This is a genomic window from Methanolobus sp. ZRKC3 (assembly GCF_045291275.1).
GTDB lineage: Archaea > Halobacteriota > Methanosarcinia > Methanosarcinales > Methanosarcinaceae > Methanolobus.
In genome coordinates this window covers 1,651,095-1,675,568 of the sequence record NZ_CP146982.1, presented here as the reverse complement: position 1 = coordinate 1,675,568, position 24,474 = coordinate 1,651,095, and the positions used below count along the sequence as shown (strand labels likewise).

General features: G+C 42.4%; 26 protein-coding genes. 16 read left to right on the top strand and 10 right to left on the bottom strand.

Annotated elements, in window-relative coordinates:
- Positions 1-3: 3 nt before the first annotated feature.
- Positions 4-627 carry a phosphatidylserine decarboxylase gene (locus V7O66_RS08420; protein WP_406659863.1) on the bottom strand — a complete coding sequence of 208 codons (624 nt, stop codon included), beginning with the start codon at positions 625-627 and terminating at the stop codon, positions 4-6.
- A complete protein-coding gene (artA, locus tag V7O66_RS08415) occupies positions 628-1,455 on the bottom strand; it encodes an archaeosortase A (protein ID WP_406659862.1) in 828 nt (275 codons plus the stop codon).
- 64 nt (positions 1,456-1,519) lie between these two features.
- Here artA and V7O66_RS08410 point away from each other — a divergent pair, with 64 nt between their 5' ends.
- The 4 genes from V7O66_RS08410 (at position 1,520) to priL (ending at position 4,170) form a co-directional block, all read left to right on the top strand.
- Positions 1,520-1,936: an NUDIX domain-containing protein gene (locus tag V7O66_RS08410; protein WP_406659861.1), complete on the top strand. Its 417-nt coding sequence runs from the start codon at positions 1,520-1,522 to the stop codon at positions 1,934-1,936.
- Positions 1,914-2,231 carry a transcription factor S gene (locus tag V7O66_RS08405; RefSeq protein ID WP_406659860.1) on the top strand — a complete coding sequence of 106 codons (318 nt, stop codon included), beginning with the start codon at positions 1,914-1,916 and terminating at the stop codon, positions 2,229-2,231. The genes V7O66_RS08410 and V7O66_RS08405 overlap by 23 nt, the downstream gene beginning before the upstream one ends.
- 116 nt (positions 2,232-2,347) lie before the next feature.
- The gene (locus V7O66_RS08400; RefSeq protein WP_406659859.1) at positions 2,348-3,085 is read left to right on the top strand and encodes a DNA polymerase sliding clamp; all 738 of its coding nucleotides are present in this window, start codon (positions 2,348-2,350) and stop codon (positions 3,083-3,085) included.
- A gap of 8 nt (positions 3,086-3,093) precedes the next feature.
- Entirely contained in the window at positions 3,094-4,170 is a 1,077-nt protein-coding gene (gene priL, locus V7O66_RS08395; protein WP_406659858.1) for a DNA primase regulatory subunit PriL, read from the top strand.
- A gap of 41 nt (positions 4,171-4,211) precedes the next feature.
- Here the strand turns inward: priL and V7O66_RS08390 are convergent, their stop codons facing one another.
- Positions 4,212-5,534 (bottom strand): cobyrinate a,c-diamide synthase, encoded by a 1,323-nt coding sequence (locus tag V7O66_RS08390; protein ID WP_406659857.1) that lies wholly within the window; start codon positions 5,532-5,534, stop codon positions 4,212-4,214.
- A 91-nt stretch (positions 5,535-5,625) separates the two neighbouring features.
- Between V7O66_RS08390 and moaA the strand changes: the two genes are divergently transcribed.
- A complete protein-coding gene (gene moaA, locus V7O66_RS08385) occupies positions 5,626-6,543 on the top strand; it encodes a GTP 3',8-cyclase MoaA (protein WP_406659856.1) in 918 nt (305 codons plus the stop codon).
- A 10-nt stretch (positions 6,544-6,553) separates the two neighbouring features.
- The gene (locus V7O66_RS08380) at positions 6,554-6,703 is read left to right on the top strand and encodes a hypothetical protein (protein ID WP_406659855.1); all 150 of its coding nucleotides are present in this window, start codon (positions 6,554-6,556) and stop codon (positions 6,701-6,703) included.
- Between the two features lie 54 nt (positions 6,704-6,757).
- Here the strand turns inward: V7O66_RS08380 and surE are convergent, their stop codons facing one another.
- The 3 genes from surE to V7O66_RS08365 all read right to left on the bottom strand — a co-directional run bounded on the left by surE (position 6,758) and on the right by V7O66_RS08365 (position 8,408).
- Positions 6,758-7,546, bottom strand: coding sequence for a 5'/3'-nucleotidase SurE (gene surE / locus V7O66_RS08375; RefSeq protein WP_406659854.1), 789 nt, complete (start codon positions 7,544-7,546; stop codon positions 6,758-6,760).
- Between the two features lie 70 nt (positions 7,547-7,616).
- The gene (locus V7O66_RS08370; protein WP_406659853.1) at positions 7,617-8,033 is read right to left on the bottom strand and encodes a hypothetical protein; all 417 of its coding nucleotides are present in this window, start codon (positions 8,031-8,033) and stop codon (positions 7,617-7,619) included.
- Between the two features lie 81 nt (positions 8,034-8,114).
- Complete coding sequence (locus V7O66_RS08365) at positions 8,115-8,408, bottom strand: hypothetical protein (protein WP_406659852.1); 294 nt, start codon at positions 8,406-8,408, stop codon at positions 8,115-8,117.
- A 278-nt stretch (positions 8,409-8,686) separates the two neighbouring features.
- On the opposite strand from V7O66_RS08365, the gene alaS reads away from it, so the two are divergent.
- The 4 genes from alaS to V7O66_RS08345 all read left to right on the top strand — a co-directional run bounded on the left by alaS (position 8,687) and on the right by V7O66_RS08345 (position 14,403).
- On the top strand, positions 8,687-11,464 hold the full coding sequence (alaS, locus tag V7O66_RS08360; protein WP_406659851.1) for an alanine--tRNA ligase: 2,778 nt from the start codon (positions 8,687-8,689) through the stop codon (positions 11,462-11,464).
- A 10-nt stretch (positions 11,465-11,474) separates the two neighbouring features.
- A complete protein-coding gene (gene gvpD / locus V7O66_RS08355; RefSeq protein WP_406659850.1) occupies positions 11,475-12,815 on the top strand; it encodes a gas vesicle protein GvpD P-loop domain-containing protein in 1,341 nt (446 codons plus the stop codon).
- 91 nt (positions 12,816-12,906) lie between these two features.
- The gene (locus V7O66_RS08350; RefSeq protein WP_406659849.1) at positions 12,907-13,965 is read left to right on the top strand and encodes a response regulator transcription factor; all 1,059 of its coding nucleotides are present in this window, start codon (positions 12,907-12,909) and stop codon (positions 13,963-13,965) included.
- Positions 13,966-14,028: 63 nt separating this feature from the next.
- The gene (locus tag V7O66_RS08345; RefSeq protein WP_406659848.1) at positions 14,029-14,403 is read left to right on the top strand and encodes a response regulator transcription factor; all 375 of its coding nucleotides are present in this window, start codon (positions 14,029-14,031) and stop codon (positions 14,401-14,403) included.
- Positions 14,404-14,407: 4 nt separating this feature from the next.
- On the opposite strand, the gene V7O66_RS08340 is transcribed toward V7O66_RS08345, so the two are convergent.
- Positions 14,408-15,424, bottom strand: a complete 1,017-nt coding sequence (locus V7O66_RS08340; protein ID WP_406659847.1) for a methyltransferase domain-containing protein — start codon at positions 15,422-15,424, stop codon at positions 14,408-14,410.
- 159 nt (positions 15,425-15,583) lie between these two features.
- Between V7O66_RS08340 and V7O66_RS08335 the strand changes: the two genes are divergently transcribed.
- From V7O66_RS08335 to flaJ, 6 genes are all read left to right on the top strand, one after another.
- Positions 15,584-16,894 (top strand): FlaD/FlaE family flagellar protein, encoded by a 1,311-nt coding sequence (locus tag V7O66_RS08335; RefSeq protein ID WP_406659846.1) that lies wholly within the window; start codon positions 15,584-15,586, stop codon positions 16,892-16,894.
- A complete protein-coding gene (locus V7O66_RS08330; protein WP_406659845.1) occupies positions 16,884-17,315 on the top strand; it encodes a hypothetical protein in 432 nt (143 codons plus the stop codon). The genes V7O66_RS08335 and V7O66_RS08330 overlap by 11 nt, the downstream gene beginning before the upstream one ends.
- 85 nt (positions 17,316-17,400) lie before the next feature.
- The gene (locus V7O66_RS08325; RefSeq protein WP_406659844.1) at positions 17,401-17,904 is read left to right on the top strand and encodes a flagellar protein G; all 504 of its coding nucleotides are present in this window, start codon (positions 17,401-17,403) and stop codon (positions 17,902-17,904) included.
- A gap of 12 nt (positions 17,905-17,916) precedes the next feature.
- Positions 17,917-18,612, top strand: a complete 696-nt coding sequence (locus V7O66_RS08320; protein ID WP_406659843.1) for an ATPase domain-containing protein — start codon at positions 17,917-17,919, stop codon at positions 18,610-18,612.
- Positions 18,613-18,632: 20 nt separating this feature from the next.
- The gene (locus V7O66_RS08315) at positions 18,633-20,291 is read left to right on the top strand and encodes a type II/IV secretion system ATPase subunit (protein ID WP_406659842.1); all 1,659 of its coding nucleotides are present in this window, start codon (positions 18,633-18,635) and stop codon (positions 20,289-20,291) included.
- A gap of 9 nt (positions 20,292-20,300) precedes the next feature.
- Positions 20,301-21,956, top strand: a complete 1,656-nt coding sequence (gene flaJ, locus V7O66_RS08310) for an archaellar assembly protein FlaJ (RefSeq protein ID WP_406659841.1) — start codon at positions 20,301-20,303, stop codon at positions 21,954-21,956.
- 76 nt (positions 21,957-22,032) lie between these two features.
- Here the strand turns inward: flaJ and V7O66_RS08305 are convergent, their stop codons facing one another.
- The 3 genes from V7O66_RS08305 to V7O66_RS08295 form a co-directional block, all read right to left on the bottom strand.
- Complete coding sequence (locus tag V7O66_RS08305; RefSeq protein ID WP_406659840.1) at positions 22,033-23,034, bottom strand: isocitrate/isopropylmalate dehydrogenase family protein; 1,002 nt, start codon at positions 23,032-23,034, stop codon at positions 22,033-22,035.
- Between the two features lie 19 nt (positions 23,035-23,053).
- Positions 23,054-23,905 carry a hypothetical protein gene (locus tag V7O66_RS08300; RefSeq protein WP_406659839.1) on the bottom strand — a complete coding sequence of 284 codons (852 nt, stop codon included), beginning with the start codon at positions 23,903-23,905 and terminating at the stop codon, positions 23,054-23,056.
- 62 nt (positions 23,906-23,967) lie between these two features.
- Positions 23,968-24,456 (bottom strand): 3-isopropylmalate dehydratase small subunit, encoded by a 489-nt coding sequence (locus tag V7O66_RS08295; RefSeq protein ID WP_406662614.1) that lies wholly within the window; start codon positions 24,454-24,456, stop codon positions 23,968-23,970.
- Between the last annotated feature and the right edge of the window lie 18 nt (positions 24,457-24,474).

The window sequence follows — 24,474 nt, the reverse complement described above, 5'->3', positions numbered from 1 at the left end:
TATTTAATTCACGTCCTTTGGTTTTATCTTTGCGATAACAGTCTGTCCTGCATACACCTTGTCCCCTTTCTTGCAGGATATTTCGAAATTCTCCGGTACCGTCACATCAACTCTGGAGCCAAAACGTATCATTCCAAACCTCTGCCCTTTGGCCAGAAAATCTCCTTCATTCACATAAGAGATTATTCTCCGTGCGGCTGTTCCAGCTATCTGGATAACTTCGACCAGGCCGTGCTCGGTGTCTATCAATGTATGGCTGCGTTCGTTCCTATCGGAGTCCTTGCAGAATGCAGGTATGTATCCACCTTTCTTATGTTCAATGGAAACCACCTTTCCATGAATTGGGAACCTGTTAACATGCACATTCTGGAAGTTCATAAAGATGCATATCTTGCGTCCTCTTATGTCCACGATCCTTCCGTCTGCAGGTGCTACCATCGATCTCTCACATCCTTCCACAATTCTTTCAGGATCGCGGAAAAAGAAGATGAAGAATATGGTGGCTGCAAACCCAATTATTGCGATCATGTCCATGTAAGGCCACTCTAGCATGAACTGCAGGATGGCGGCCGCAACACTTATGCTAGCAGCTGTTAGTAACCATGGGGCTGAACCTTTTGCAAGCATTTAATTGTTCCCTGCCACCTTGTCAAGTACCTTATGGATATATTCGGATATAAGGAGCCATACGCCCTCTATGAGATCTATAAGTTCGGGCAAGATCTTCATTACAATATAGGCAATGATAAACAGTGCGATACCTGATCCTATCTTCGCAATAGTATGGTGGGCTATCTCGAAACTATTAGGACCAAACCACTGCTCTGCATAGGCAATTATTACAAAAACATCTCTTCCGATGTTTAGGATGTATATTACTGGGACTGATGCTAAAAATGCAGCAGCTACCTTTTTGAATGGTGCGCTAACCGATGCGATTAGTCCTATGAATAGTGCAATGCTTTCAATGGCTGTGCAGGCAAGTATTATCTCCACCTTATATCCGTTCATTCCTATTTTATTCCAGGCTGTCATTTCTGCCGGATAACTCAGGGCATGAAGGACCCATAATGTGTTTTCAGTGACCGTTCCTATTAACCACGTGTTAAGGAAGTCCATCTGGGCAAATGGGAAATAAAAGAGTGATCCAAGCGCTGTTGCACTTGTTGCCATGGATGTTACGTCCATTGAATTGCCGATTCCGGTCATGTCAGGGAATCTGTATTCTTTGATCATGGTGTAAGCTATGATGAGGCAGATGATGCCTACTGTAATGACCAGTGCTACATTGAAGTAATCTTGTATCTCCATGTAGTGTAATGGCTGATAGAACCAGTGTATTGAGAAAAATATCCACCCGGCCGATCCTGCCAATTTACGGATATTGTACTTTTTGGGCATTATTGAACATATTAACATTAATGCCACTGAGATCCATAGTATATTCTCTATCATTTATACGCACCTTTAATAGGTATGCCCCTATATATTTGATGTAGTGTATTAAGTTTTTGTTCATATGTATCCTGTTACACCAAAATTAGCAGTCGATGCTGTTATCTTATTTAATGATAAAATAGTATTGATCCAAAGGAAAAATCCTCCATTTGAAGGAAAGTTTGCATTTCCTGGTGGTTTTGTGGAAATAGGCGAGACTACAGAGGATGCTGTTATCCGCGAATCAAAAGAGGAAACCGGTTTATCAATAGAAATAGTTAAGTTGCTTGGAGTATATTCAAAACCTTCACGCGATCCTCGCGGGCACACTGTTAGTATATGTTACCTATCAAAAGGTCATGGTGACCTTATAGCGGGCTCGGATGCAAAAAACGTGTTTCTGTTTGATGTTGATGAGGTGCCGGAAATGGCGTTCGATCATAATGAGATATTAGATCAGGCAAGAGGCGAAATCGATGGAATTCTGTCCAAAATGTAAGAGTATGATGTTCCCTATAGATGGATCATTAAAATGTAAAAAGTGTGGCTATGAAAAAGATAAAGACAGTGGGTCCGAAACACTTATGTCAAAAGCAGAGCGTTCTGACCGGGAAGAAGTCACTGTGCTTGAAGGAAACATAGACGTAGGTCTTCCTACAACAACAGTCAGGTGCGATGAATGTGGGCACAATGTAGCATATTGGTGGTTGCGCCAGCTCAGGTCTGCAGATGAATCCGAAACTCGCTTCTTCAAGTGTGTCAAGTGTGGTACTACCTGGCGTGAGTATGATTAATATATTAGAATCTTAATATTGGCTGGTTGGTCAGTTTTTGCTTTCATTCAAAAGAAAGCTTTTATTAGTTTATAGTTATATGACATAGAAATTCAATTTATTGGCGGAGAGTCTAGATGTTCAAGGCGACAATTGATGCAGATACCTTAAAAAGTTCAATTGAAACACTTTCAGTACTTGTTGATGAAGCAAGGTTCAGGATATCTCCTGAAGGCCTTTCAGTCAGGGCAGTGGACCCTGCTAATGTAGCTATGGTAAGCTTCGAACTGAATTCAGGTGCTTTCGATGAGTTCAGTGCCGATGATTGTGAGATCGGCATGGATCTCTCAAAGATCAATGATATTTTTGGCGTGGCTGGAAAGGATGACAAGGTGACTATGGAACTTGATGAGATGTCTCAGAAGATGTCTCTGAAGCTCGGTGGGCTGTCCTATACGCTCGCATTGCTCGATCCTTCAACTATCAGGGCAGAACCAAGAATTCCTCAGTTGGAGTTGCCAACTGAAGTTGTTCTGCATGGTAAGGAGCTCCAAAGGGCTGTCAAAGCTGCTGAAAAGATAAGTGACCATATGTTGCTTGGTATTGACGGTGATAACTTCTACATGGAGGCAGAAGGGGATACTGACCGTGTGAGGCTGGAGATGCCCAAAGATCAGCTTATTGACCTGAAATCAGGCGATGCACGCTCTCTTTTCTCACTTGACTATCTTTCCGATATTGTCAAGCCGGCTTCCAAGTCAAATGAGATAACAATGGAGCTTGGCAAGGACTTCCCGGTTAAGATCAGTTTTAGCATCGCAAACGGGGAAGGAAAGGTCGGGTACCTGCTGGCTCCTAGGATTGAATCAGATTAATAAAGGGTATGGACAACAAAGATATTGCTTTATATCCCTACATTTCAGAGGCTTCCAGATATGTGGAAAGCCTCGATTTTTCTCTCGACCGTTTAATAACCTCGCGTGCATTTGATTCAGCACGCATAAGGGGTAAAGAAAGGGTCTTGCAGTCCATTGCAGGTGAGATCACCAAGCCATCGATGTCTAACTCCGATGAGCAGAAGATCCTGCTTGAACTGCTTTCATATCCTTTTTCCAGAATACTCGTATCATGTATGGATGATCCTTTCCTGACCCGGCGTTATGCACTTGCAGAAGCAGTTTCATCTTACAGGTCCTTGAAGGCGCAGGATTTTTCTTTCTTTGAGGATTTCGCACAGGACTTTGATATTGAGTTTCAGTTCCACGATTCGAGTTTCAGGGTACATTTCACTGATTATATCAAACTGGCCAGTTCGCTCAAGGCGATCGAATGGAAACTTGTGAACAGAAAAATGGTCCGTGGGAATGTGGATATTTCCAAGGAAGAGTTCGCACGTCTTCTTCAGGAAGGCATAAAGCACAGGATAGAGAGCAACCTTCCTGTTTCTGTCCCTCCTGAGGTATGTGAGGCATGTGAGTCTTATCTGGTAGAGATCAGGACTGCTCTTGAGGAGCGCAAAAGCAATTTTGGCGATTCGGAGTTCGAGTCAATTGAAAGTGACCTCTTCCCGCCCTGTGTAACTCATGCAATAGCAAACACCCAGGCAGGAGTCAATCTCGCGCACTCCATGAGGTTTGCAATGACTTCCTTCTTACTGTCCATCGGTATGACTGTGGATGACATAATGAACCTCTTCACTGCATCCCCTGATTTTGATATTGAGAAAGCGCGGTATCAAATAGAGCACATCGCAGGGTCATCAGGTACTCACTACAAGCCTCCTTCATGTTCCACGATGCAGACTTACGGCAACTGCTACGCACCCGACGAGATGTGCAAGAAGATCAATCATCCGTTGAACTATTACAGGCGCAAGCTCTGGTTCAAGAGCCGGGATGCAAAAAAGGAAACGCAAAAGGAAACGCCGGATGTTATTGCTGAACAAACTCAGCAAAAATAATGTGGTCTATACGTTATGTAATAAAAAAGGGAAAATTATCCCTAACTACGTTTATACTCTCTGCATTTATCCACAAAACTCTTTACCGGGAAGGATGCCGGATGCGCGTGAGTATAACTTGCAAGGGAATTATGCTCGGTGATACCGTCCATTCCGTCTCTTATTCCTTTTCCGCGTTTCATCTCATAGGCAAGCTTTGCATCATCGGCACAGTATGTCAGTGAGTAGTGGAATTCATGCCCTCTTATGGTGCCCTTGATGAAATCCCCGTTTGCGATACCTTCTGTGTATCCCAGGGCCTGAAGCTTCTTGGTCTGGACTGTTTCGGCAGGGAATATATCAGCCATTTTATGGACTGTTCCATCTATCTCATAGGATGTGGATAGATATTGTAGTCCTCCACACTCTCCGTACATAGGCATCCCGTCGGCTGCAAGGTCCTTGAGTGATCTTGTGGTCTTTGACTTCTCAAGCTCGACTATATTCAGTTCAGGATATCCGCCACCAAAATACATGCCGTCAACATCCGGGAGTTCTCCTTCCATGGGGCTAAAGAATACAACCTCTGCACCTGCATTTTCAAATGCATCGAACATATCCTGGTAATAGAAACAAAATGCATCGTCTTTTGCAATTCCTATTCTCACATCTGCTTCAGGTCTCTCTGCTTCCTCAATGACATCATCCTGGTCAGGTGCGGTCTGTGCAATGGAGATGAGTGCATCCAGGTCAATGTTCTCCTCGATGAAATCGGCAAGCTGGGATGCATCAAATTGCTGCTCATGCGCCATATGGAGTCCAAGGTGGCGTGAAGGTACTGTGAGGTCCTGATTGCGGGGGAGGGTACCGATCACAGGTATCTCTTCAGGAATGGCATCCCTAATAATTTGAGAATGTCTTGGGCTTCCTACCCTGTTGAGTATTACTCCGGCGATATTGACATCCTTATCAAACTCTGTGAAGCCCTTTATGATAGCTGCTGCACTGCGGGACATTCCGTGAACATTTACTACCAGGACAACTGGCACATCAATGGTTTTAGCTACGTGCGCCGAGCTGGCAACTTCGGTTGCGCCCATTCCGTCAAAAAGTCCCATTACTCCCTCAATGACATTTATGTCACTGTTCTTTGAGTTCTTCGAGAAAGCCTTTCTTACTCCATCGGGCTGCATCATAAATGTATCAAGATTTCGTGATGGTCTGCCACATATTACAGTATGGTAGGTAGGGTCTATATAATCCGGTCCAACCTTAAATGGCTGCACTTTCATCTCTCTTTTCCGAAGGGCTGCCATAATTCCCATGGACACTGTGGTTTTTCCCACGCCACTGTGTGTACCTGCAAGCAAAACAGCTTTTGTCATGCAGGTTAGTTTGTCCATTATGTATATATGTATTATTACTGCAGGGATATGATTCAAAATAGTTAAATAAAGAATGTGTATCTACGTAGCTATGAATTCATGCGGAACATGTAGTGCACTGACTGATTCTTACGGACGTACCGTCAGGAGCCTGCGCATGTCCATTACTAACAGGTGCAATTTCGATTGTATCTATTGCCACAATGAAGGTGACCATGGCAGCAAGGGTGAGATGTCAGTTGAAAACATCGCCAATATTGTGGACGCAGCCTCGCGCCTTGGTGTGAACAAATTAAAAATATCGGGGGGAGAGCCTCTGATACGTAATGATCTTGAGGATATCCTCTCCTCGTTACCTGAATTGAGGGATGTTTCTTTAACAACCAATGCATCCATGCTGAAGGGCAGGGCACAGTCCCTTAAAGATTCCGGGCTTGACAGGGTAAATGTCAGTCTTGATACCCTCGATCCTGAAATATATCGCACCATTACTAATTGCAGTAAGGGCGCGTTTGAAAAAGTCCTTGATGGGATTCATGACGCGGTGGATGCAGGTCTTACTCCTGTAAAGCTGAATATGGTTCTTCTAAAGGACATCAATGATGCGGACATGGATTCAATGCTTGAGTTCACGAGTCAGTACAAAGGTGATGTTATCCTCCAGTTGATCGAGCTGATGGACTTTAAGGACGTAGCTCAGTATCGGGTCAATGCCGATGAGGTTGAGAAAAAACTGCTCAAGAATGCAACTGATGTAAAAGTGCGCCATATGCACCACAGGAAAAAATACATAATCAATGGTGCAGAAGTAGAGTTTGTACGTCCTGTGGATAATACTGAGTTCTGTGCAAACTGCAACAGGCTTCGTGTCACTGCAGATGGAAAACTAAAACCGTGTCTGCTAACAAATGATGACCTTGTGGATGTATCAAATGCAAGCCTGGATGAGCTGCCCTCTCTACTACAGCTTGCAGTAAGCAAACGTGTGCCATTTTACAGGAACAAGTAGGTGTTGAAAAATGGAAGTAATACTAACAGTAGATGGTAAGGATATCGAAATAAATCATTTTGTCAAATCTATTCTTGGAAGTACGGTAATTGGTGCAACTGGGACCTTGCGTGGTGTTGAAGATGACTGCAAGGAAATCCTGATAAAAATAAATAAGTAAATAAAAAAAATAAATTTGTTTTCTTTTTATTTTTAAGTACTATTTCTATGATTCCTAGATAAGATGCTCTATTTCAGAAAGATCAATAGGAGAAGTTGCATCCAGTGAGATGGGTGTCACCGATATGTTGCCATTGTTCATGACCGCATTTACGTCAGTTCCCTCTTCATTGTCGATTATGAGCTCACCATTTATCCAGTAATATGGTCTTCCACGAGGGTCCAGTCTCTCTTCAACATCTGTTTTAAAGAATTTCCGGGAAAGGTGGGTTATTTCAATATCTGTGTCCATCTCTACGAAATGAGGTATGTTCACATTCAACAGGTCAACATTTTCGGGAAGTCCATGTTTTAATACGTTTCTGGCTATTTTATTTACGACTTTGATGGCAACTTCAAAGTCATGTTCATATTCCCTGTGGTCATCGAATTTATCACGCTCTTCAATAACCTGTATGGAGGCTGCAATGGCTGGTATGTCATAGCTTGCACCTTCAAGGGCTGCACCAATGGTTCCTGATGTGGTGATGGTATCGGTACTGATGTTCTCTCCAATATTGAATCCTGAAAGGATGAGATCGGGTTTTTGTTTCATTATGGCATATATGCCGAGGATAACAGAGTCAGTCGGTGTTCCTCCAATGGCGTTTACCTTGACACCGTCAATTGTTGCGTTGGTAATTCTCAATGGCTCAAAAATAGATATTGAACGACCAACTCCGCTTTGCTGCATCATTGGTGCGGAAACAGTAACTTCCCCAAGGTCTGAAACACTTTTGTAAGCAGCCCTGATGCCAGCAGAGTATACTCCGTCATCATTGGTAAGCAGGATTCTTTTAGACATGAACTACATTCTGTGCTCAATGCCTTAAACTTGCTGGCTAAGAATCTAAAAAAGGTGTCTGACTCAGGTGTTAGACGTTTGCAAAGACCTTGTCTTTTCTTGTTGGACGTATATTGGATTGAGTATTTTCAGGCATTTTCGCAAGAGCATTGACTTCTTCAGTGACTTCGATGTTCTCGCTCATAATATCAAGTGTATCTATCATTTCGATAATGTTCTGGTTTTGCTCAGGACTAAGGCAATAATTGTCCCTGGCGATTTCCAGAATTATTGATGCATCATTGATTACCTGTGCAACTATGGTGCGATCCATATACAATTTTGCGATTTCCGAGTCCTTTCCTTTCAATGTCTCATTGAATTCATTGAGTTGTGTTTCGAAAAGTCCCATGTCATAGTGAGCGCTTCTGAATATCTTTTTCACATAGTCTTCTCTGTAGACATGCTTTGCATTTTTTAGAACCTTCAGAAGTTGTTTGTAATCCATAATATCTCGTCCGCTTTTCGGGCTTCAGAATTCTGAAGCCTTGCAATTAGATTTTTTTCCGATAGGGAAATCAAAGTAAGTCTAGTTGATCTTTGTTTCACTTTCAAGAACTGCTTTTGTTTCCATTGATACTGATGGAACAGATGTGAGTAGCTTGTATGAGCTGTAAGCATCAGTGAATTGTCCACCGTTCACGTCGTAATCGGATTCGACATCATTACCATATTCTTCATTCTTTTCTTCAATTATAGAGTCGCAAAGATATACCTGGAGACTGCCACTTCCATCCATGAAAACGGAAGGTCTTGCTCCGGAATTAGTGTATTCTTCTACCACGCCTCTAAACACAAGGGACATATATCGCATTGATTCCATCGGTCATCACCATATTAAGCATCTTATGTTCATGCACATAAGTATGATGTAGGCGGTTTTTGTTTTATGTATCTCTATGGTTGAATCTATGTTCATAGAATGGTGGTGTGGATACTGTCATTATTGGTAAAACGGTAGCATAATACTGTATACACCATGTATATATATACAATTATTAATATATTGTTAAATAATTCATCATGATAAGAAACGTTTTTAATCATTGATGTGATACTTGGTAGAATATTACCTAAAGCAATCATCTAGTTGGAATAATTATGCTTGAAGATGAATATCAACTTGATTTCTTTTCTGAAAATGGATTTATTCGTAAACAGTGCTCTAAATGTGGGTGCCATTTCTGGACGCGTGACCTCGACAGGGCTACTTGTGGCGATGCTCCGTGTGACCCATATTCTTTCATTGGAAGTCCGGTTTTCAAGAGAAAGTTCGATCTTGCCCAGATGAGAGAATATTTCCTTACTTTTTTTGAGGAACGAGGGCATTCAATACTCGAGAGGTATCCTGTAGTAGCCAGATGGAGGGATGATATCTATCTCACCATTGCCTCTATTGCAGATTTCCAGCCCTTTGTTACATCAGGGCAGGTTCCGCCTCCTGCAAATCCGCTGACGATCTCGCAGCCTTGTATCCGTCTTTCTGATCTGGATGCAGTGGGCAGAAGCGGCCGCCATCTTACAACTTTTGAGATGATGGCTCACCACGCTTTCAACAAGGTGGGCGAAGAGATATACTGGAAGGATAGGACCATAGAACTTTGTGATGAGCTCCTGAATTCTCTCGGAGCGGATCCGTTGGCGGTTACCTATAAAGAGGAACCCTGGGCGGGTGGAGGCAACGCAGGTCCCTGTGTAGAGGTGCTTATCGGCGGTCTTGAGGTAGCAACGCTTGTTTTCATGAACCTGCAACAATCAAAGCAGGGTGATATCGTCATAAAAGGCGAGAACTATCACAAGATGGATAATTACATTGTGGATACTGGTTACGGACTCGAAAGGTTTGTATGGGCATCCCAGGGTTCTCCTACAATATATGACGCTGTTTTCCCAACAGTTGTAAATGAACTCATGGACCTTGCAGGCGTAAAGCACGAGCTGGATAATTCAGAGTATGCCACGATCCTCTCGCAGAATGCACGTCTGGCAGGACTTATGGATGTAAGTGAGAAAGCAAATCTGTTCGAACTCAGAAAGCAGGTAGCTTCCAGCATTGGAACAACGGTGGAGAAACTGACATCCATTATGGAACCAGTAGAAAGCATTTATGCTATTACTGATCACACCCGTTGTCTGACATTCATGTTGGCAGATGGGATAATACCTTCCAATGTCAAGGCAGGTTATCTTGCCCGTCTGGTACTTCGCAGAACCTTGCGCATGATGAAAGACATGGGAATAAATATTCCTCTTTCAGAGATCATGAGGATGCACATCAACAATCTGCCGGAATATCCCGAGTTTGTTGAGAAATTCGATGTCATATCTGACATACTTGATCATGAGGAAAGGAAGTTTGCAGAGACTCTGGGTCGTGGAAAGCGCATGATCCAAAAATCTGCTAAACATTATAAGAAGAGTGGCGAGAAGATCCCTCTGTCCACACTTATCGAAATGTATGACAGCCACGGCATCCCTCCAGAGATATCCAAGCAGGCGGCAGCAGAAGTTGGTGTTGAAGTCGAGTTGCCTGATAATTTCTACTCTCTGGTGGCAGAAGGGCACAGCAAGGCTGAGGTAAAAGAGGTAAAGGTTTTCCCATATGCTGACAGACTGAAAAAGCTCCCAAAGACCAAACGCCTGTTCTACGATGAGCCTACCCGGATGGAATTCGAGGCTGTAGTACTTGATCTGTTCGACAACCATCTGGTACTTGACACTACATTGTTCTATCCGGAAGGTGGTGGACAGCCTGCAGACCACGGTACTATCCGGGTTGAGGATATCATTCTGGATGTTGTCGATGTGCAGATACACGATGGTGTGGTGCTCCATATTCTCAAAGAGATCGAGGATGAACTTCACTTGAGAAAAGGTGATCTGATCACTGGCAGGGTTAATGAAGAACGGAGAATGGCTCATTCATGTCATCACACTGCCACGCATATCGTGAATGACGCAGCCCGTAAGGTGCTTGGTGACCATGTATGGCAGGCAGGTGCGCAGAAAACAGCAGAACGTGCCCGTCTCGATATTTCTCATTACAAACGTATAACTCAGGAAGAACTGAACCAGATGGAGCTTATTGCTAACATCACTGTAATGGAGAACCAGCGTGTTACTGCTGAATGGATGGAGCGTTCAGAGGCTGAGAAGACGTATGGTTTTGGACTTTATCAGGGAGGTGTTCCTCTTGGAACGGAAATACGTGTTCTCAAGGTTGCAGATGATATAGAGGCATGTGCCGGAACCCACTGTACCAATACAGGACTTGTTGGTCCTATCAAGATACTGAAGTCCGAGCGTATTCAGGATGGTGTCGAAAGGATCGAGTATGCTGCAGGTAAAGCTGCTGTAAGGGCAGTACAGCAGATGGAATCCTATCTGCTACGATCAGCTGATGCATTGCGTGTGCTTCCTGAACATCTACCTTCTACCATAGAGCGTTTCTTTGGTGAATGGAAAGAATTCAAGAAAGAGAATGAGAAGCTTAAAGATGAGCTTGCGCATGTACGTGTAGGGCAGATGGTACAGAACTCCATTGACATTGCTGGTATGCGCATTGTTGCATCAATAATTCCTAATGCAGATGCTGATGAACTTGTCAAGATCGCAGGTGAATTGTCCAACGAAAAAGATGTTGTTGCCATCCTGGTAAGTGACTTTGAAGGTGTCAAGATCGTTGCAGCAGCAGGAGATGATGCTCTTGCAGCAGGTGTCGATGCTGGCAAGGCTGTCAGGGAAATGTCCAAAATAGTTGGCGGCGGTGGCGGAGGTCGTCCGAATATGGCACGCGGCGGTGGTGTGGATCCTGAAAAGATCGATATATCACTTGATTGCGGAATATCGATGGTCAAAGAACAGCTGAATTCCAAATAGAGGTGCAATGATGATTCCTGATGAGATCAAGCAGTTCTTCTCATCCCAGTTTGGTAAGTCGCTTTTGGTGAAGGGTGATCCCGGTACTGGGAAAACCACCTTCATATTTGAGGCATTGCGTGAGCTTTGTCCGAAGGGAAACTGTGTTTACGTTTCACCAAGAATTGACAAGTCATCATCCTATGGTAATTTTCCATGGATAGAAGGCGATTTTAGCAACAATGAGGATTTCTTGAGGATGCTTGCGTCCCGTGTAAAGGAAATATGGGAATCTAGCGAGTCAAAGCCCACTATAATCATCGATTCCATTGATTCATTAAGCATTGCGACAACCAGGTCTGCAAAATGGGGGGAGAACAAGTTCGAACTTGAGCGCCTCCTTTCTGATTTTTCCAGAAAGGTCAATACTGACCTGATAATGATCACCGAGCAAGCAGATGTAACTTCCCTTGATTATCTTGTCGACGGTGTTGTTTCATTGGAAAGATCTGAATTATCGGGAAGCTACATTCGCAAGATACGCCTGCTCAAGTTACGAGGTGTGGAGCTTTCTCAATCCAGGTATCCTTTCACACTTGAAAAAGGTGTATTTAGAAGTTTTGAACCCTTTACCGTCTCCTACCCAAAGAATATATCCATACCTGAAGCAATCTCTGATCCGATACCTAGCAAAATATCAACAGGTAGTCCTGATTTTGATGCCATTCTTGGAGGGGGGTATCAGAAGGGTAGCTTCAATCTATTTGAGATCACAAGCGGTGTAGGTGATTCATTTTACAGTCTTTTGTTGCCTACTTTCATAAACCATCTTAAAATGGGAAGATTTCTGCTCAGTATGCCCACAGAAGGTACCAGTGTTGAAACCGAGAAACGCATGATATCTCCTTTTATCGGGGAACAGAATTTCCTTAGTTATTTTACTGGTTTTGAGATACGTGATCAGCAGGGCAGGATGCCTTCATATATAGAACCATTTTCCGGGAATATCTACAAGGACATGGAGATCTTCCATAAAGTAAAGCACGATATGATGCGCCAGTATGGCTCTCCTTTATTAGATTATATCGGACTGGATAGTATGGAATACAACTATGGGTGGGAAAATGTAGGCTCTATCATCGGACAGATGGCCTCAATTACTAAAACAACTGAGAATGTTGTACTTGCTGTTGCAAAACATGGCCAGAAGATTACCGAGTCAGTGTCCCACATGGCTACTACTCATTGGAAATTTGAAAATGTTGACAAGTCTCTTGTGATGTATGGGATAGTTCCGAAGACTGAAATGTTTGTTGTCCAGATGGATTTTTCTGCCGGATATCCCCAGGTCAAGCTTGTTCCTGTGAAATAAGTATGCATCTTTTTATGTTTATTCATCCCAAACATTAATAAGAAGATATGACTAATATTTATTAAGCAAAAAAATTAAAAGGTAAATAATAATGGATGATCTGACACAAGAAATCCTGGATATGCTGCGAACCAATCTATCGGGCAAAAATTCACTGTTCTTTGCTCCGGTTGACAGTTTTGTCGAGCGCTTAGTATACATTCACGTAAGTGATGTACTGCGAAACGATCCAGATAGGAATGTCGTATGGCTGTGCCTGAGTTCACCTCGGGACAAGATTCTTGCTAAATTCGAGGATTTCGGATATGATGTCAGTGAATTTATGGGGAGATTACGTTTCATTGATGTGGAATCTCCTGATAAACCTGCAGAGGATGATACCTTATATTGCAGCTCATCAACGGATTACACTAAAATGGCATCCCATATCTCTAACCTTTTTGCTGCTAATCCTCACTCTTTACTTCTCATGGATAACATGAATGTTCTGGCTAGCGATACATTACAGCTGGTTGAGAATTTCATACAGTTCATTGACAAGAAGGTTCACGAAGGGGATGGTACAATGGTTTCAGTACTTTTGAAAGATATCCTGGTGCCTGAAACTGAGACCCTTATAAAATCCTTTTTTGATATTGTCCTTGAAACAACCAATATTGGTGAGATCCATACAGAGATTGGAATGAAGGACTTCGATTTCAGATATTCTGTATCAGAGGGTTCTATCAATCTTGAGTATGCCCGGAAAAAGATCAAAAGGGACAAGCTCAAGATATTGATAGTTGATGATGAACCTGACATACCTGAGCTTCTAAAACTCTCTCTGATAAAGGAACCATATGATTTCCTTGTGGCCTATAATGGGGAGCAGGCAATCGATATAACTTTAAAGGAACTTCCTGACCTTATCCTTCTTGATATCATGATGCCTGATATGGATGGTTATGAGGTTGTCGAGCACCTTAAGAATAGTAAGACTGCAAATGATATCCCTGTGATCATGATCTCTGCGAAAACTGCAGTTGAAGACAAGGTGAAAGGTATGGAACTCGGAATTGATGACTATATCTCCAAGCCATTTGATAAGCGGGAAGTCAAGGCTCGTATAAAAATGATAATGAAGCGGTATGGATGGTTGGGCGAGGATTAATTATATATTTACACAGTGTGATATATCTCTTCTGAATAATCTGTTATTTAAGGAGTTTTACAAATGTGTCCCAAAATTATGGTCGTTGATGATGAACCTGATACCATAGACCTTGTAAAGCTCATTCTTGAATCCGAAGGTATTGACGTGGTGGGTGCAAACAGTGGTTCGGAATGCCTCGAATTAATTGAAAAAGAAGATCCTGATGGAATACTCCTTGATATCATGATGCCTGATATGAATGGATGGGAGACCTTCCATAAAATAAAGGAAAAAAGAATGGATCTTCCTGTGGCGATGCTAACTGTCAAAAATCAGGAATTTGATAAGATGCTCGGTCTGCATGTTCTCAAGGCAGACGAGTATATTACCAAACCCTTTAGCAGGAAGGAACTGATAAAACGGACAAAGGAACTACTTGATCTCAAGCTCCACTAGTCCATTAAAGCAATTCGCATAGTATTGCCATGTTATCTTTCAGGAAAAGATGCGCTTTTTTGTTTCCTTTCAAGCCTGCTTCCAGTTGCACGCGTATATCCCAGTATTCTTCGGGATCGACCGATGCCCGTAAAATGACTTTTCCAAAATCATGCATTTTCAAATATTTATTTATGGCATTGTAGTCGATATTCGAAACAAGCAGTACTTTATATCGATTTTTGAGCAATGGATTATCGATCAGCTGGTCGGATGTCAGGAAAGAACGTTTACTATCGACAACGAACAGCCGGATATCAGGTGTATTATCTTTTATGTCATTGGCCAGTTGTCCAAGCAGGTTTGCCCTTTCTACAGATTCTTCTACTTCGTATGCAAAAGATGCAATTTCCTCTGCAGTTTCCAGCTCATGTTCAATACCATGTGACTTGATCCTTGCATTGCCTGGAAGTGCGACTGCAGAAACATCACATTTCTTGATACTTCCAAAGTAGAGGTTCAGTCGATTGAGCTTTCCGTCAAGTGAAAGATATTCTTTTTCGCAGTCAAATGTTACTCTTTCTGGTGTTATCTGTGGGGATGCTTCAAATGCGAAATTAGATGACCTTGTCTTATAAGCAGCCAGTACATCAGGTATAGGCGGCCTTAAACTGTTTATGTCTCTCTTCTTCTCATTTGGAGGCCTTGCGGGGTCAGAAAAAACAATGTCCAATTGTGGCAACTGTTCTATCACTTCTTCTGATAATGCATCTCCGCAAATAAATTCAACATTGTCTATTCCCAGTTTTTCACAGTTCTTCCTGGCATAGGCTATCTTTTTCGGATCGATCTCTATGGCGTAGACGGATTCACACTCCGCTGCAAAATATATTGTCTGTCCGCCAATACCACAACTAATGTCTGCAATGGTATTACATTTTAATCTCTGTGCCCTGTACTTTGCAACGGGTTCTGGTGTTGCGAACCTGATTCCGTCCTTATCAGAAACGATTGCTGGTTTAAATTTTTTCTTGCGTGCCAATCTAATCGTTTGTGAAAAGTCCTTAAACAATTTAAACTAATCTCTCTTTTGGTATGAACTGTTAAACCATATATTTATTCAATATTTTTATATATTATAGCTCGTATATTCATTGTTATATAGGTTACTCTATGTCACTATTAAGTTTCGCGTGAAAACATGTCTGGATTGAGCGATAAAATCAAGAAAATGGCCACTGGTGTTCTTGGCAAAAATAACAAATCAAAAGGGGGTAGTTCACCCTTTGATTCTGCAAGTCCTTCTTTTCAGGAAGGTCCCCCTGGGTTTGGGTCAGTTCCCGATCTGGCTTCAGGTTCACCACCTCCATTTCCACCTGCAGGCCTTCCTGATCATTCTGCAGTTGCTCCGCCGGGTATGGGTGCTCCTGGTGGCTTTCCTCAGGGGAATGCTGCTGCTTCCGGTGCATCACAATCAGTTTCAGCAGAGGTAACTGAAGCATTGGAAGTGAACTCTAAGAAGATCAAAGATATTGAAGCCAAGTTCTCAAAGGTCGATGTCACATTGAATGGGGTTCAGCGTGATAATGAGGATATTAAAAAGACAGTAGATAAAATTGATCAGAGTGTTCTTGAATTGCTTTCACTTTACGAAATTGTGTCAAATCAGGTAAATCCTTTTGTTGGTGACAGTACTGGTTCACGTGATACTATCGAAAGGTTTGAGAAAACAGAAACCAGACTAACAGAATTTGGTGATATGCTGTCCATCTTCAAAAGTGACATGGATGGCATTGTGCAGAAAGTCTCTACGTCCATGGCGGGAGCATCTTCTGATACGGATTCCAGGATACAGGATGTAGAATCCAAGTTAACCGCTTTTGCTGATGCCATGGTAATGCTGCATGAAAGCATTGAGCAATTAACCGGGAAAACATCTGAACTGTCAAACAGGGCTGAGCAGATAGATCTGAATATAGTTGAGCTGGCAGAAACAACAGGTAATATCTCTTCAAGGGTAGAAGTACTTGAAAAGAACGGTGTTAGTCTGGCGTCAAAAGAATCTTTTGGCACTCCGGGCGGAGATCAAGTGGATAATTCAGAGGATTATGATCCAAATGGGAATGACCTCAAGGTCAGCACAAAAAAAGGTGCTCCTATGGTTCGTTTGGAACATCTCAGAACCGACCCCACAAGTGTGGTTGTTTTGCTGAACTGGATCGAGTTCTTAATGGAGCGTGTTGGCAGGAACAATTTGATGGATGCACTGGATTATTATGTTGATATTGGGTGGATAAGCGAAGATGTAAGGGCAGAGATCATGGCTTATGCCCGTGGGATTGATTATTACGTGGAAAAACCAACATGGCGCTTGCTTCCTGAGGACCATACTAAGTCTCTTCTTTTCATTGAGCGGCTATGCGGTCGTAAGATCGACAGAAATATGCTAAGCTCTATCGATAGGGAAATGTCAAAAGTAAAGCACGGACTGGAGGAACTCTATGGGATTTGAAGTTACAGTTGTCCTGGCCCTTTTTTTCATTTCGGCAGTTGTTGTTGGTACTCTTTCCTTTACGACATTGACAAGTTCATCTGAGCTGGTCAGTGATGCTTCTATTCAGCAGAATCAGATTCATAGCAAGCTCTTGCAGACAGATATTACAATTAACAATCTGGTCACCAGCAATGCTAGTAGTCCTTATGATCTGACCGTTACTCTTACGAATACAGGCAGTGAAACCCTTCAGTTCGATGAATTGAACGTTCTTATAGATGGGGAAATAAAAACCTACAATTTTAATGATACCGCTGCTGTCTGGACTCCGGATGAAACTCGTGATCTTGTAGTTCCAGATCTTTCCGGTTCAGGTGCACACCGGGTTAAAGTTGTAACTGAAAATGGTATTGCTGATTACAGTTCGTATAGTCTTTGATCTGGCAGTGTCATATTTATATATTAGCTGCAGTATAATGTAATTACTATTATATTAATTATGTAATACCAGATGGTTCTCAAATATGAAAATAAAGTACTTGTCTCTGGAGCATTTTTCTAAGAACGAAAATGCTGATACGGCAATAACTCATATGATATTTTTCATAGCAGCAATTGTTCTGGCTATGGGTGTAGTGACAGTGATCTCAGCCGATATTAACTCGATAGTGTCATCATCATCCGTAAGTAGCAAGCTTCTTTCTGAGCAGATGAGAACTGACATCACGATAATCAATGATCCTGATATCATTTACTATGATAATTTTAGCAATTATTACACTTTTTACGCAAAGAATACGGGAAGGACTGAGCTTGCACCGGAATACATTACTGTGCTGGTCGATGGTATCCTCATCGACCCCACGGATGTTGACGTAAGCCTTCAAGACGGAGATGTGATATGGAGGCCAGGAGACATTCTGCTAGTGAATGTAAGTACAACTCCCAACCCGCTGGATTCTGGCGATCATAAGGTAGCCATTGCTGCAGAAAACGGAAGATCCGATGCAATGTACTTTAAAACTTAATGGTGGGAATAAATGGCAAAAATAAGAGCATTTGATATTCCAAGGGATGACCTCAACGACAAATTAGGTGGCGGTTTTCCAGAAGGCTCTCTTGTGGTGATCGAAGGTGGCAGTGGTGGAGGAAAAAGTTCCATTTCCCAACGTCTTTCATATGGGTTGAATGAAAATGATGTAACTGTTACCTTTATATCTACGCAATTGACAACAAAGGGATTCATAAACCAGATGTATTCCCTTGACTATCCTCTGGCACCATTCCTGCTGAACGGTTCTCTTCTGTACATTCCTGTTATTCCGCTTGTCCAGGCAGCCAAATCAAGGATCGATTTTATTCAAAGACTGATGGCTGCTGAAGAGCTGTTTGAGAAAGACGTAATCATCATTGACACAATATCATCTCTTATCAAATATAGTGTGAATACCGAAAAGAGTCTGGAACTTATCTCATTCTTCAAGAAATTGAATGGAATGGGGAAGGTCATCATTCTTACTATCGAACCTAATCAGCTTAGTGAGGATGTATCTTCTATGTTCAGATCATCCTGCGATGTGTACATTACCTTGAAGTCAAAACCACTTGGAAGTGAGGTCAAGCGTACGGCTATGGTCAATAAATTTACGGGTGCAAAGGGTCCAGTTGGTACGATGATAGGTTTCAGGGTAGAGCCAAAGGTAGGTCTTGTTGTTGAAATTGCATCTGTATCATGATGTCCAAAGGTGGTTGTTGAATGGATCGGGAATTTGAAAAAGCAATACAGCGAAATCCACATCTTGGCGATTATGTGCGCAAGTTCATGCAAGAGAACAATGCCGATGAGCCTGTTTTCATGGTAAGTCTTTCCAAGGATATCGACACTGAGAATGTTAATCTGATATTACCTGTGGGTGATCCTGTATTCATTCATATTTACGGTACCAGTGAGCTTGGTGAGGTTCGCTACTATGGAATAGAACCTGAGCTTAGCTACCTTGAAAAAAAGAAATATGACGCTATCCTGAATATCATTCTTGAAAGATCTGCCAGTGAACCTGTACCCAATTCAGAATCTGAGCTGAAGGATATGATATCAAAGCTTCTCAATGAGTCAGTGAACATTGGGGAAGGCGGAGATGTTGAAAGTGGAGGGGATGGCAAGTTCAATATTTTGCAGAAGCTGATGCCAGTACAGAAAAAGGTACCTTTGACCCAGGCTGAATATAACAAGTTGGTTTATCATATTGAGCGCAATATCATCGGATCCGGTCCGATAGAACCTATTATCAGAGATCCATATCTTGAAGATATCAGTAGTATTGGAGTAGACAATGTGTTCATTGTCCACAAGATATTCGATATGACAAAGACCAACCTTACATTCGGCGATGAAAAGGGACTTGATGACTGGCTCAGGAGTATGACCGAGCGTATCGGTCGCCCTGTAAGTGATTCACGTCCTATTGCTGATGGTGCCCTTCCTGACGGTTCCCGTATCAATGTTATTTACAGTCTGGATGTAAGTAAGCGTGGTAGCAGTTTTACTATGCGTAAGTTCAGTGATGTACCAGTAAGTATCATTCAACTCATGAATTGGGGTGCATTGGATTCTAAAATGGCTGCTTACATGTGGATATGTCTTGAGAATGGTATGAGTATATTCTTCAGTGGTGAAACAGCAAGCGGTAAAACTACGATGCTAAATGCATGTCTTGCTTTTGTAAACCCAAGGGCAAAGATATTCTCTGCCGAAGATACGGCTGAAGTTCAGCCACCACAGCCTGTATGGCAGCAATTGATCACTCGTGAGGAAGGTCCGCCTGAATCGAGGGTAGATACCTTTGCGCTGCTTAAAGCTGCATTGCGTTCCAGGCCGAACTACATCATTGTTGGTGAAATTCGAGGAGCTGAAGGTAACGTGGCTTTCCAGGGTATGCAGACCGGTCACCCTGTTCTTGCTACTTTCCACGCATCTGCGGTTTCAAAGATGATCCAGCGTTTAACGGCAGACCCGATAAATGTCCCAGTGACGTTCATTGATAACCTGAATATTGCGATGATATTGTCCGCAGTCTATCGTAAAGGAAAGTTTCTCAGAAGAGCTCTTGCCATAGAAGAGATCGAGGGTTACTATGAGGAGATTGGCGGTGTTGCTACAAGAGCTGTATTCCAGTGGGAGCCAGACTCAGATGTTCATACTTTCCGTGGTTTGAACAACAGTTATATCCTTGAGGACAAGATCGCAACCAAACTGGGTTATGAGGATAAAAGGATGATATATCAGGACCTTTTCCTCAGGGCTAAAATACTTGAGGAGATGCAATCCCAGGGTATTGAAGATTATTATGATGTGCTTGAGATAATTGTGAATTTTTACAAGCATGGGGTTGATGGTTTACCTTTCTCTATTTAGGTGATGTCAATGAGTTATGAGAAGGCATTTAAGAATCTTGGCATGGAACCAAAAGCCTATCTTAAAAAATTTGCCTTGCCGATAATCATCTTCGGTTTTGTCTTTTCATTCCTGATGCATACATTCCTTCCCACTTTGTTCGTAGGTCCGGCAAAGTCCATACCGGCGATCATCCCCATAGTTTGTATCATATTTGCTCTTTCATATCCTCTGTCCATTCTTGCTGCAAAAGCAACCCGTATCGATAACAATATGCACTATTACATTACTCAGATGGGTGCAATATCAACAGCAGAAACGCCAAGACTCGATATTATACGCATCGTCTCGGAAAACAAGGATTATCAGGAACTTGCAGAAGAGACCAGAAAAATATATGATCTGGTAGTTGTTTGGCATCTGAGTCTTGCAGAAGCATCCAGATTTATTTCAAAAAGAACCCCTTCCATAATATTCGAGGACTTTCTTGACAGATTTGCACATGCATTGCAATCAGGAGAAGACGTTAAAACATTCCTTTTTGCAGAACAGAATGTTGTGATGAATGAATATGAATCCATGTACAATGGAGCACTTTATGCAGTAGAGGTCATCAAGGAATTATTTGTTTCTCTTGTAATGTCCCTTATATTCATGGCATCATTTGCGGTTATAATGCCTGTTATAACAGGTATGAATGCGGAACTTCTCATGGGCATTGTTGTTGTAGTTTTCCTTGCAACCGATCTTATGATGGTTGTGTTCACAAAAAGTAAGATCCCCAAGGATCCTTTGTGGAGCAGGTCTACTGTCCTGACCGAAGATAAGCTCAGGCTGTATCGTTCCATCCCGATATCCATAGCAGGATGCATAGTAGTTTGGATCATTGTATTTTTGTACGGGAAAATTGATACTGCCATTGCTGTTGCAATGGTTCTGACTCCTTTGGTATATACTGGTCATATAGCCCGCAAGATCGAGAAAAGCATCAAAAGGAAGGATGAGAATTTCCCCGCGTTCATACGCTCTCTTGGGAGTTCTGCTGGTGCAAGAGGTGGTATAATTGATGATGCACTCAAAGCCCTTAGAGCCCATGATTTCGGTCCACTCACAAGGGATGTCAATAACCTTTACAAAATGCTTATCACAAGAATTGACAAGTTCGCTTCCTGGAAGTTCTTTGCTTCCAACACCGGAAGTAATCTTATACAGCGTTTCTGTGTAATGTTTGTAGAAGCAACGAATCTAGGTGGGCAGCCAGAAGTGGTCGGGGATATCATTGCCACTAATTTCCACAGGATAGTAAATCTCAGGAAAAAGAGAAACCAGTCAGCAGGCAGTCTTGTAGGTGTGCTTTACGGACTGACTGCAGGTATTGGTTTTACAATGTATATCTCACTTGGTGTGGTAGGATTGATGCAGGATATGTTCACATCCGTAGATATGCCACCTGGTATGTCCATGGGAATGGTACTTTATACGGATGTGGGAAGCATAGACACACTAGCTAACATGGTTCTGCTGATCATGGTTGGTCATTCCCTGATGTCTGCCATCCTTATCAGGATCGTAGATGGTGGCCACCTCTTAAGTTCCACAATTGATTTTGTGATCATGGTATGGATCTCAGGTATAAGCGCTGTGTTCACCATGGCAGGAGTGGCATCCCTGCTTGGAATGAATTAGCGATAATAATTGTAAAATGTACAAAAAAGTATAATATGGAATGGTAAAAAGGGAAATAATAAAAAGAGAAAACCCTTTACTTTTTCAATCTCGATCTGATGTGATCAACAATAGCACTGCCAACTTCCTGGGTACTGTTTGATCCTCCAAGGTCCGGAGTTCTAATACCTATGTTCAGACAGTAGTCTACGGCTTCTTCTACAAGAGAGGCTGCTTCCATATCCCCACGCCATTCAAGTAGCATCTTAAGGCTTAATATAGTTGCAATAGGATTTGCAATACCCTTGCCTGCAATATCCGGTGCACTTCCATGAACAGGTTCGAAAAATGCATGCTTTTCGCCTATATTAGCACTTGGAAGAAGTCCCAGTCCACCTACAAGTGCAGCGGACATATCACTAAGGATATCCCCAAACAGGTTGGTTGTTACTACAACATCATAATTCTCGGGTGAAATGAGTAGTTTGTAAGCCATGGAATCCACCAGTTCATCTCTGTGATTGACCTCATTTGCCACCGCTGTTTCACGGCAGACATCAAGGAAGAGCTTGTCAGATTTCATGACATTGGATTTGTGGACAATTGTGAGTTCATTGCGCCTGCCCTTGGCAAGTTTGCAGGCATACTCTGCAATCCTTTTTGATCCCTTTCTGCTGATTACTCTTTTTGTGGTCGAGACTTCATCACCGATCTCTTCAATTCCCGAGTAAAGACCTTCGGTGTTCTCTCTCACAATTACAAAGTTGAAATCACTTCTGTCCAGGATTCCCTTGACAGATGGTAAAGGTCGTATGGGTCTGATGTTTGCATACATGTCAAGTTCTTTTCTAATGGTCAGGAGCACACTTTTGTAGTTTGGGTCAGGGGGTGTGGTTATGGCTCCAAAGAGGACGCAATCGCACCCTTTGAGGATCTCAATATCTTCGTCTGTAATGGCGAAACCCGTTCTTTCCCATTTGCCGTATCCGAGTTCAACAGGAACCTTCTCCACATCAATCCCAAGTGCATCAAGTACATTTACTGCAACGGGGATGATCTCTTTTCCAACTCCGTCACCTTCTACAATAGCAAGTCTCATATTTTCATCCTCAAACAGTTTACTGCTTTCTTAGTTCCTCTGCAAGCTTCCATATTGCGTTTGCAACCTCGAATTCAGATGCTCCCCAGTGAACAACTGCACCTGTAATGTCGTTTATCTTGACAATTCCTGATTTTTCCGAACGGCAGCATCTTGTGATGAAAGGTTTTGATGGTTTGAATACATCGGATTTGAATGGACAGATGTTCACAAAGGAATATTCGATTTCCGGGAACCTTGACTCAAAGAGGCTTTTGGATATCTCGCAGCCCACAAGAAGGTGTCCGTTCTCTGTAATTACATCCGAATCAAGACACTTTCCTTTAAGTCCTGAAGCAGAGCAGGGGAATACTGTGTTATCTCCTTCAAACTGCTTAAGACTGGTGAGATTTTCCGTGAATCTGACAGTAAGGTCCCCAAATATCCCGCTTGCTTCGATTCTTCTCACAACACTTACAAGCCATGATGGTTCGGGTGGTATGACGTCCACGATCTCAATTTCCAGAACTGCATAAAGATCAGGCTTATGCACAAATGTGACATGTTTGTCGATACCCGTGAAAATGACCGTGTTGACATTTCCCTTGCAAAGATCATGTGCTATCTCAATCAGAACTGCACGGTCTTTGATGTTGAGTAGCTTGTCATATTTGATAATCTCATCATCACTGGCAAGCAGTTCCAGGGAAAGCACATCTCTTAAGAGTTGATCTCCCTCATGTTTAGCATGATAGAGTGAATAATTTGTATCATTACCATCGCTGTTCTCAACGATCAGGTATTCTGTCAGGAAATAGATACGTTTGTCTGCATCCTCATCGGGGATGAAATGGCTGACGCCAACCGTTTTGTATTGTTCAGGAAATATCATATTCACGGACTCAAATGATCTTCATTAATAATATTTAGTCTGCATGACCCAATTACAACTATTCACTTGGTCTGCAATGCCTTGCGGTGTGCAACAAGCCCGCCTTCTGTTAGTATTTCAAGAAGGAAGTCCGGAAGTTTATTTCCCTGGTATGTCTTCCCATTCACCATAACGGTTCCTTCCAGAAGATTAATTTCGACCTCATCTCCTTCTTCACATTCAACATCGGCTTCTATTAAAGGGAGACCTACGTTGATGGCATTTCTGAAAAAGATCCTCGCAAAGTATTTTGCAACCACACAGGATACACCTGCATGCTTCAATGCCAGAGGTGCCTGTTCTCTGGATGATCCGCAACCGAAATTATCGCCTGCTACGATTACATCGCCTTTCTGGACCTTCTTTGGGAACTCTGGGTCAATACCTTCCATTGCATGGTCAGCAAACACCTGCATGTCGGTTGTACGCAGGTATTTTCCGGGTATTATGACATCTGTATCGATATCGTTTCCGAATATCCATGCTTTTCCTTTGATCATATTATCCACTATCATCACCTGAAGCTAGGT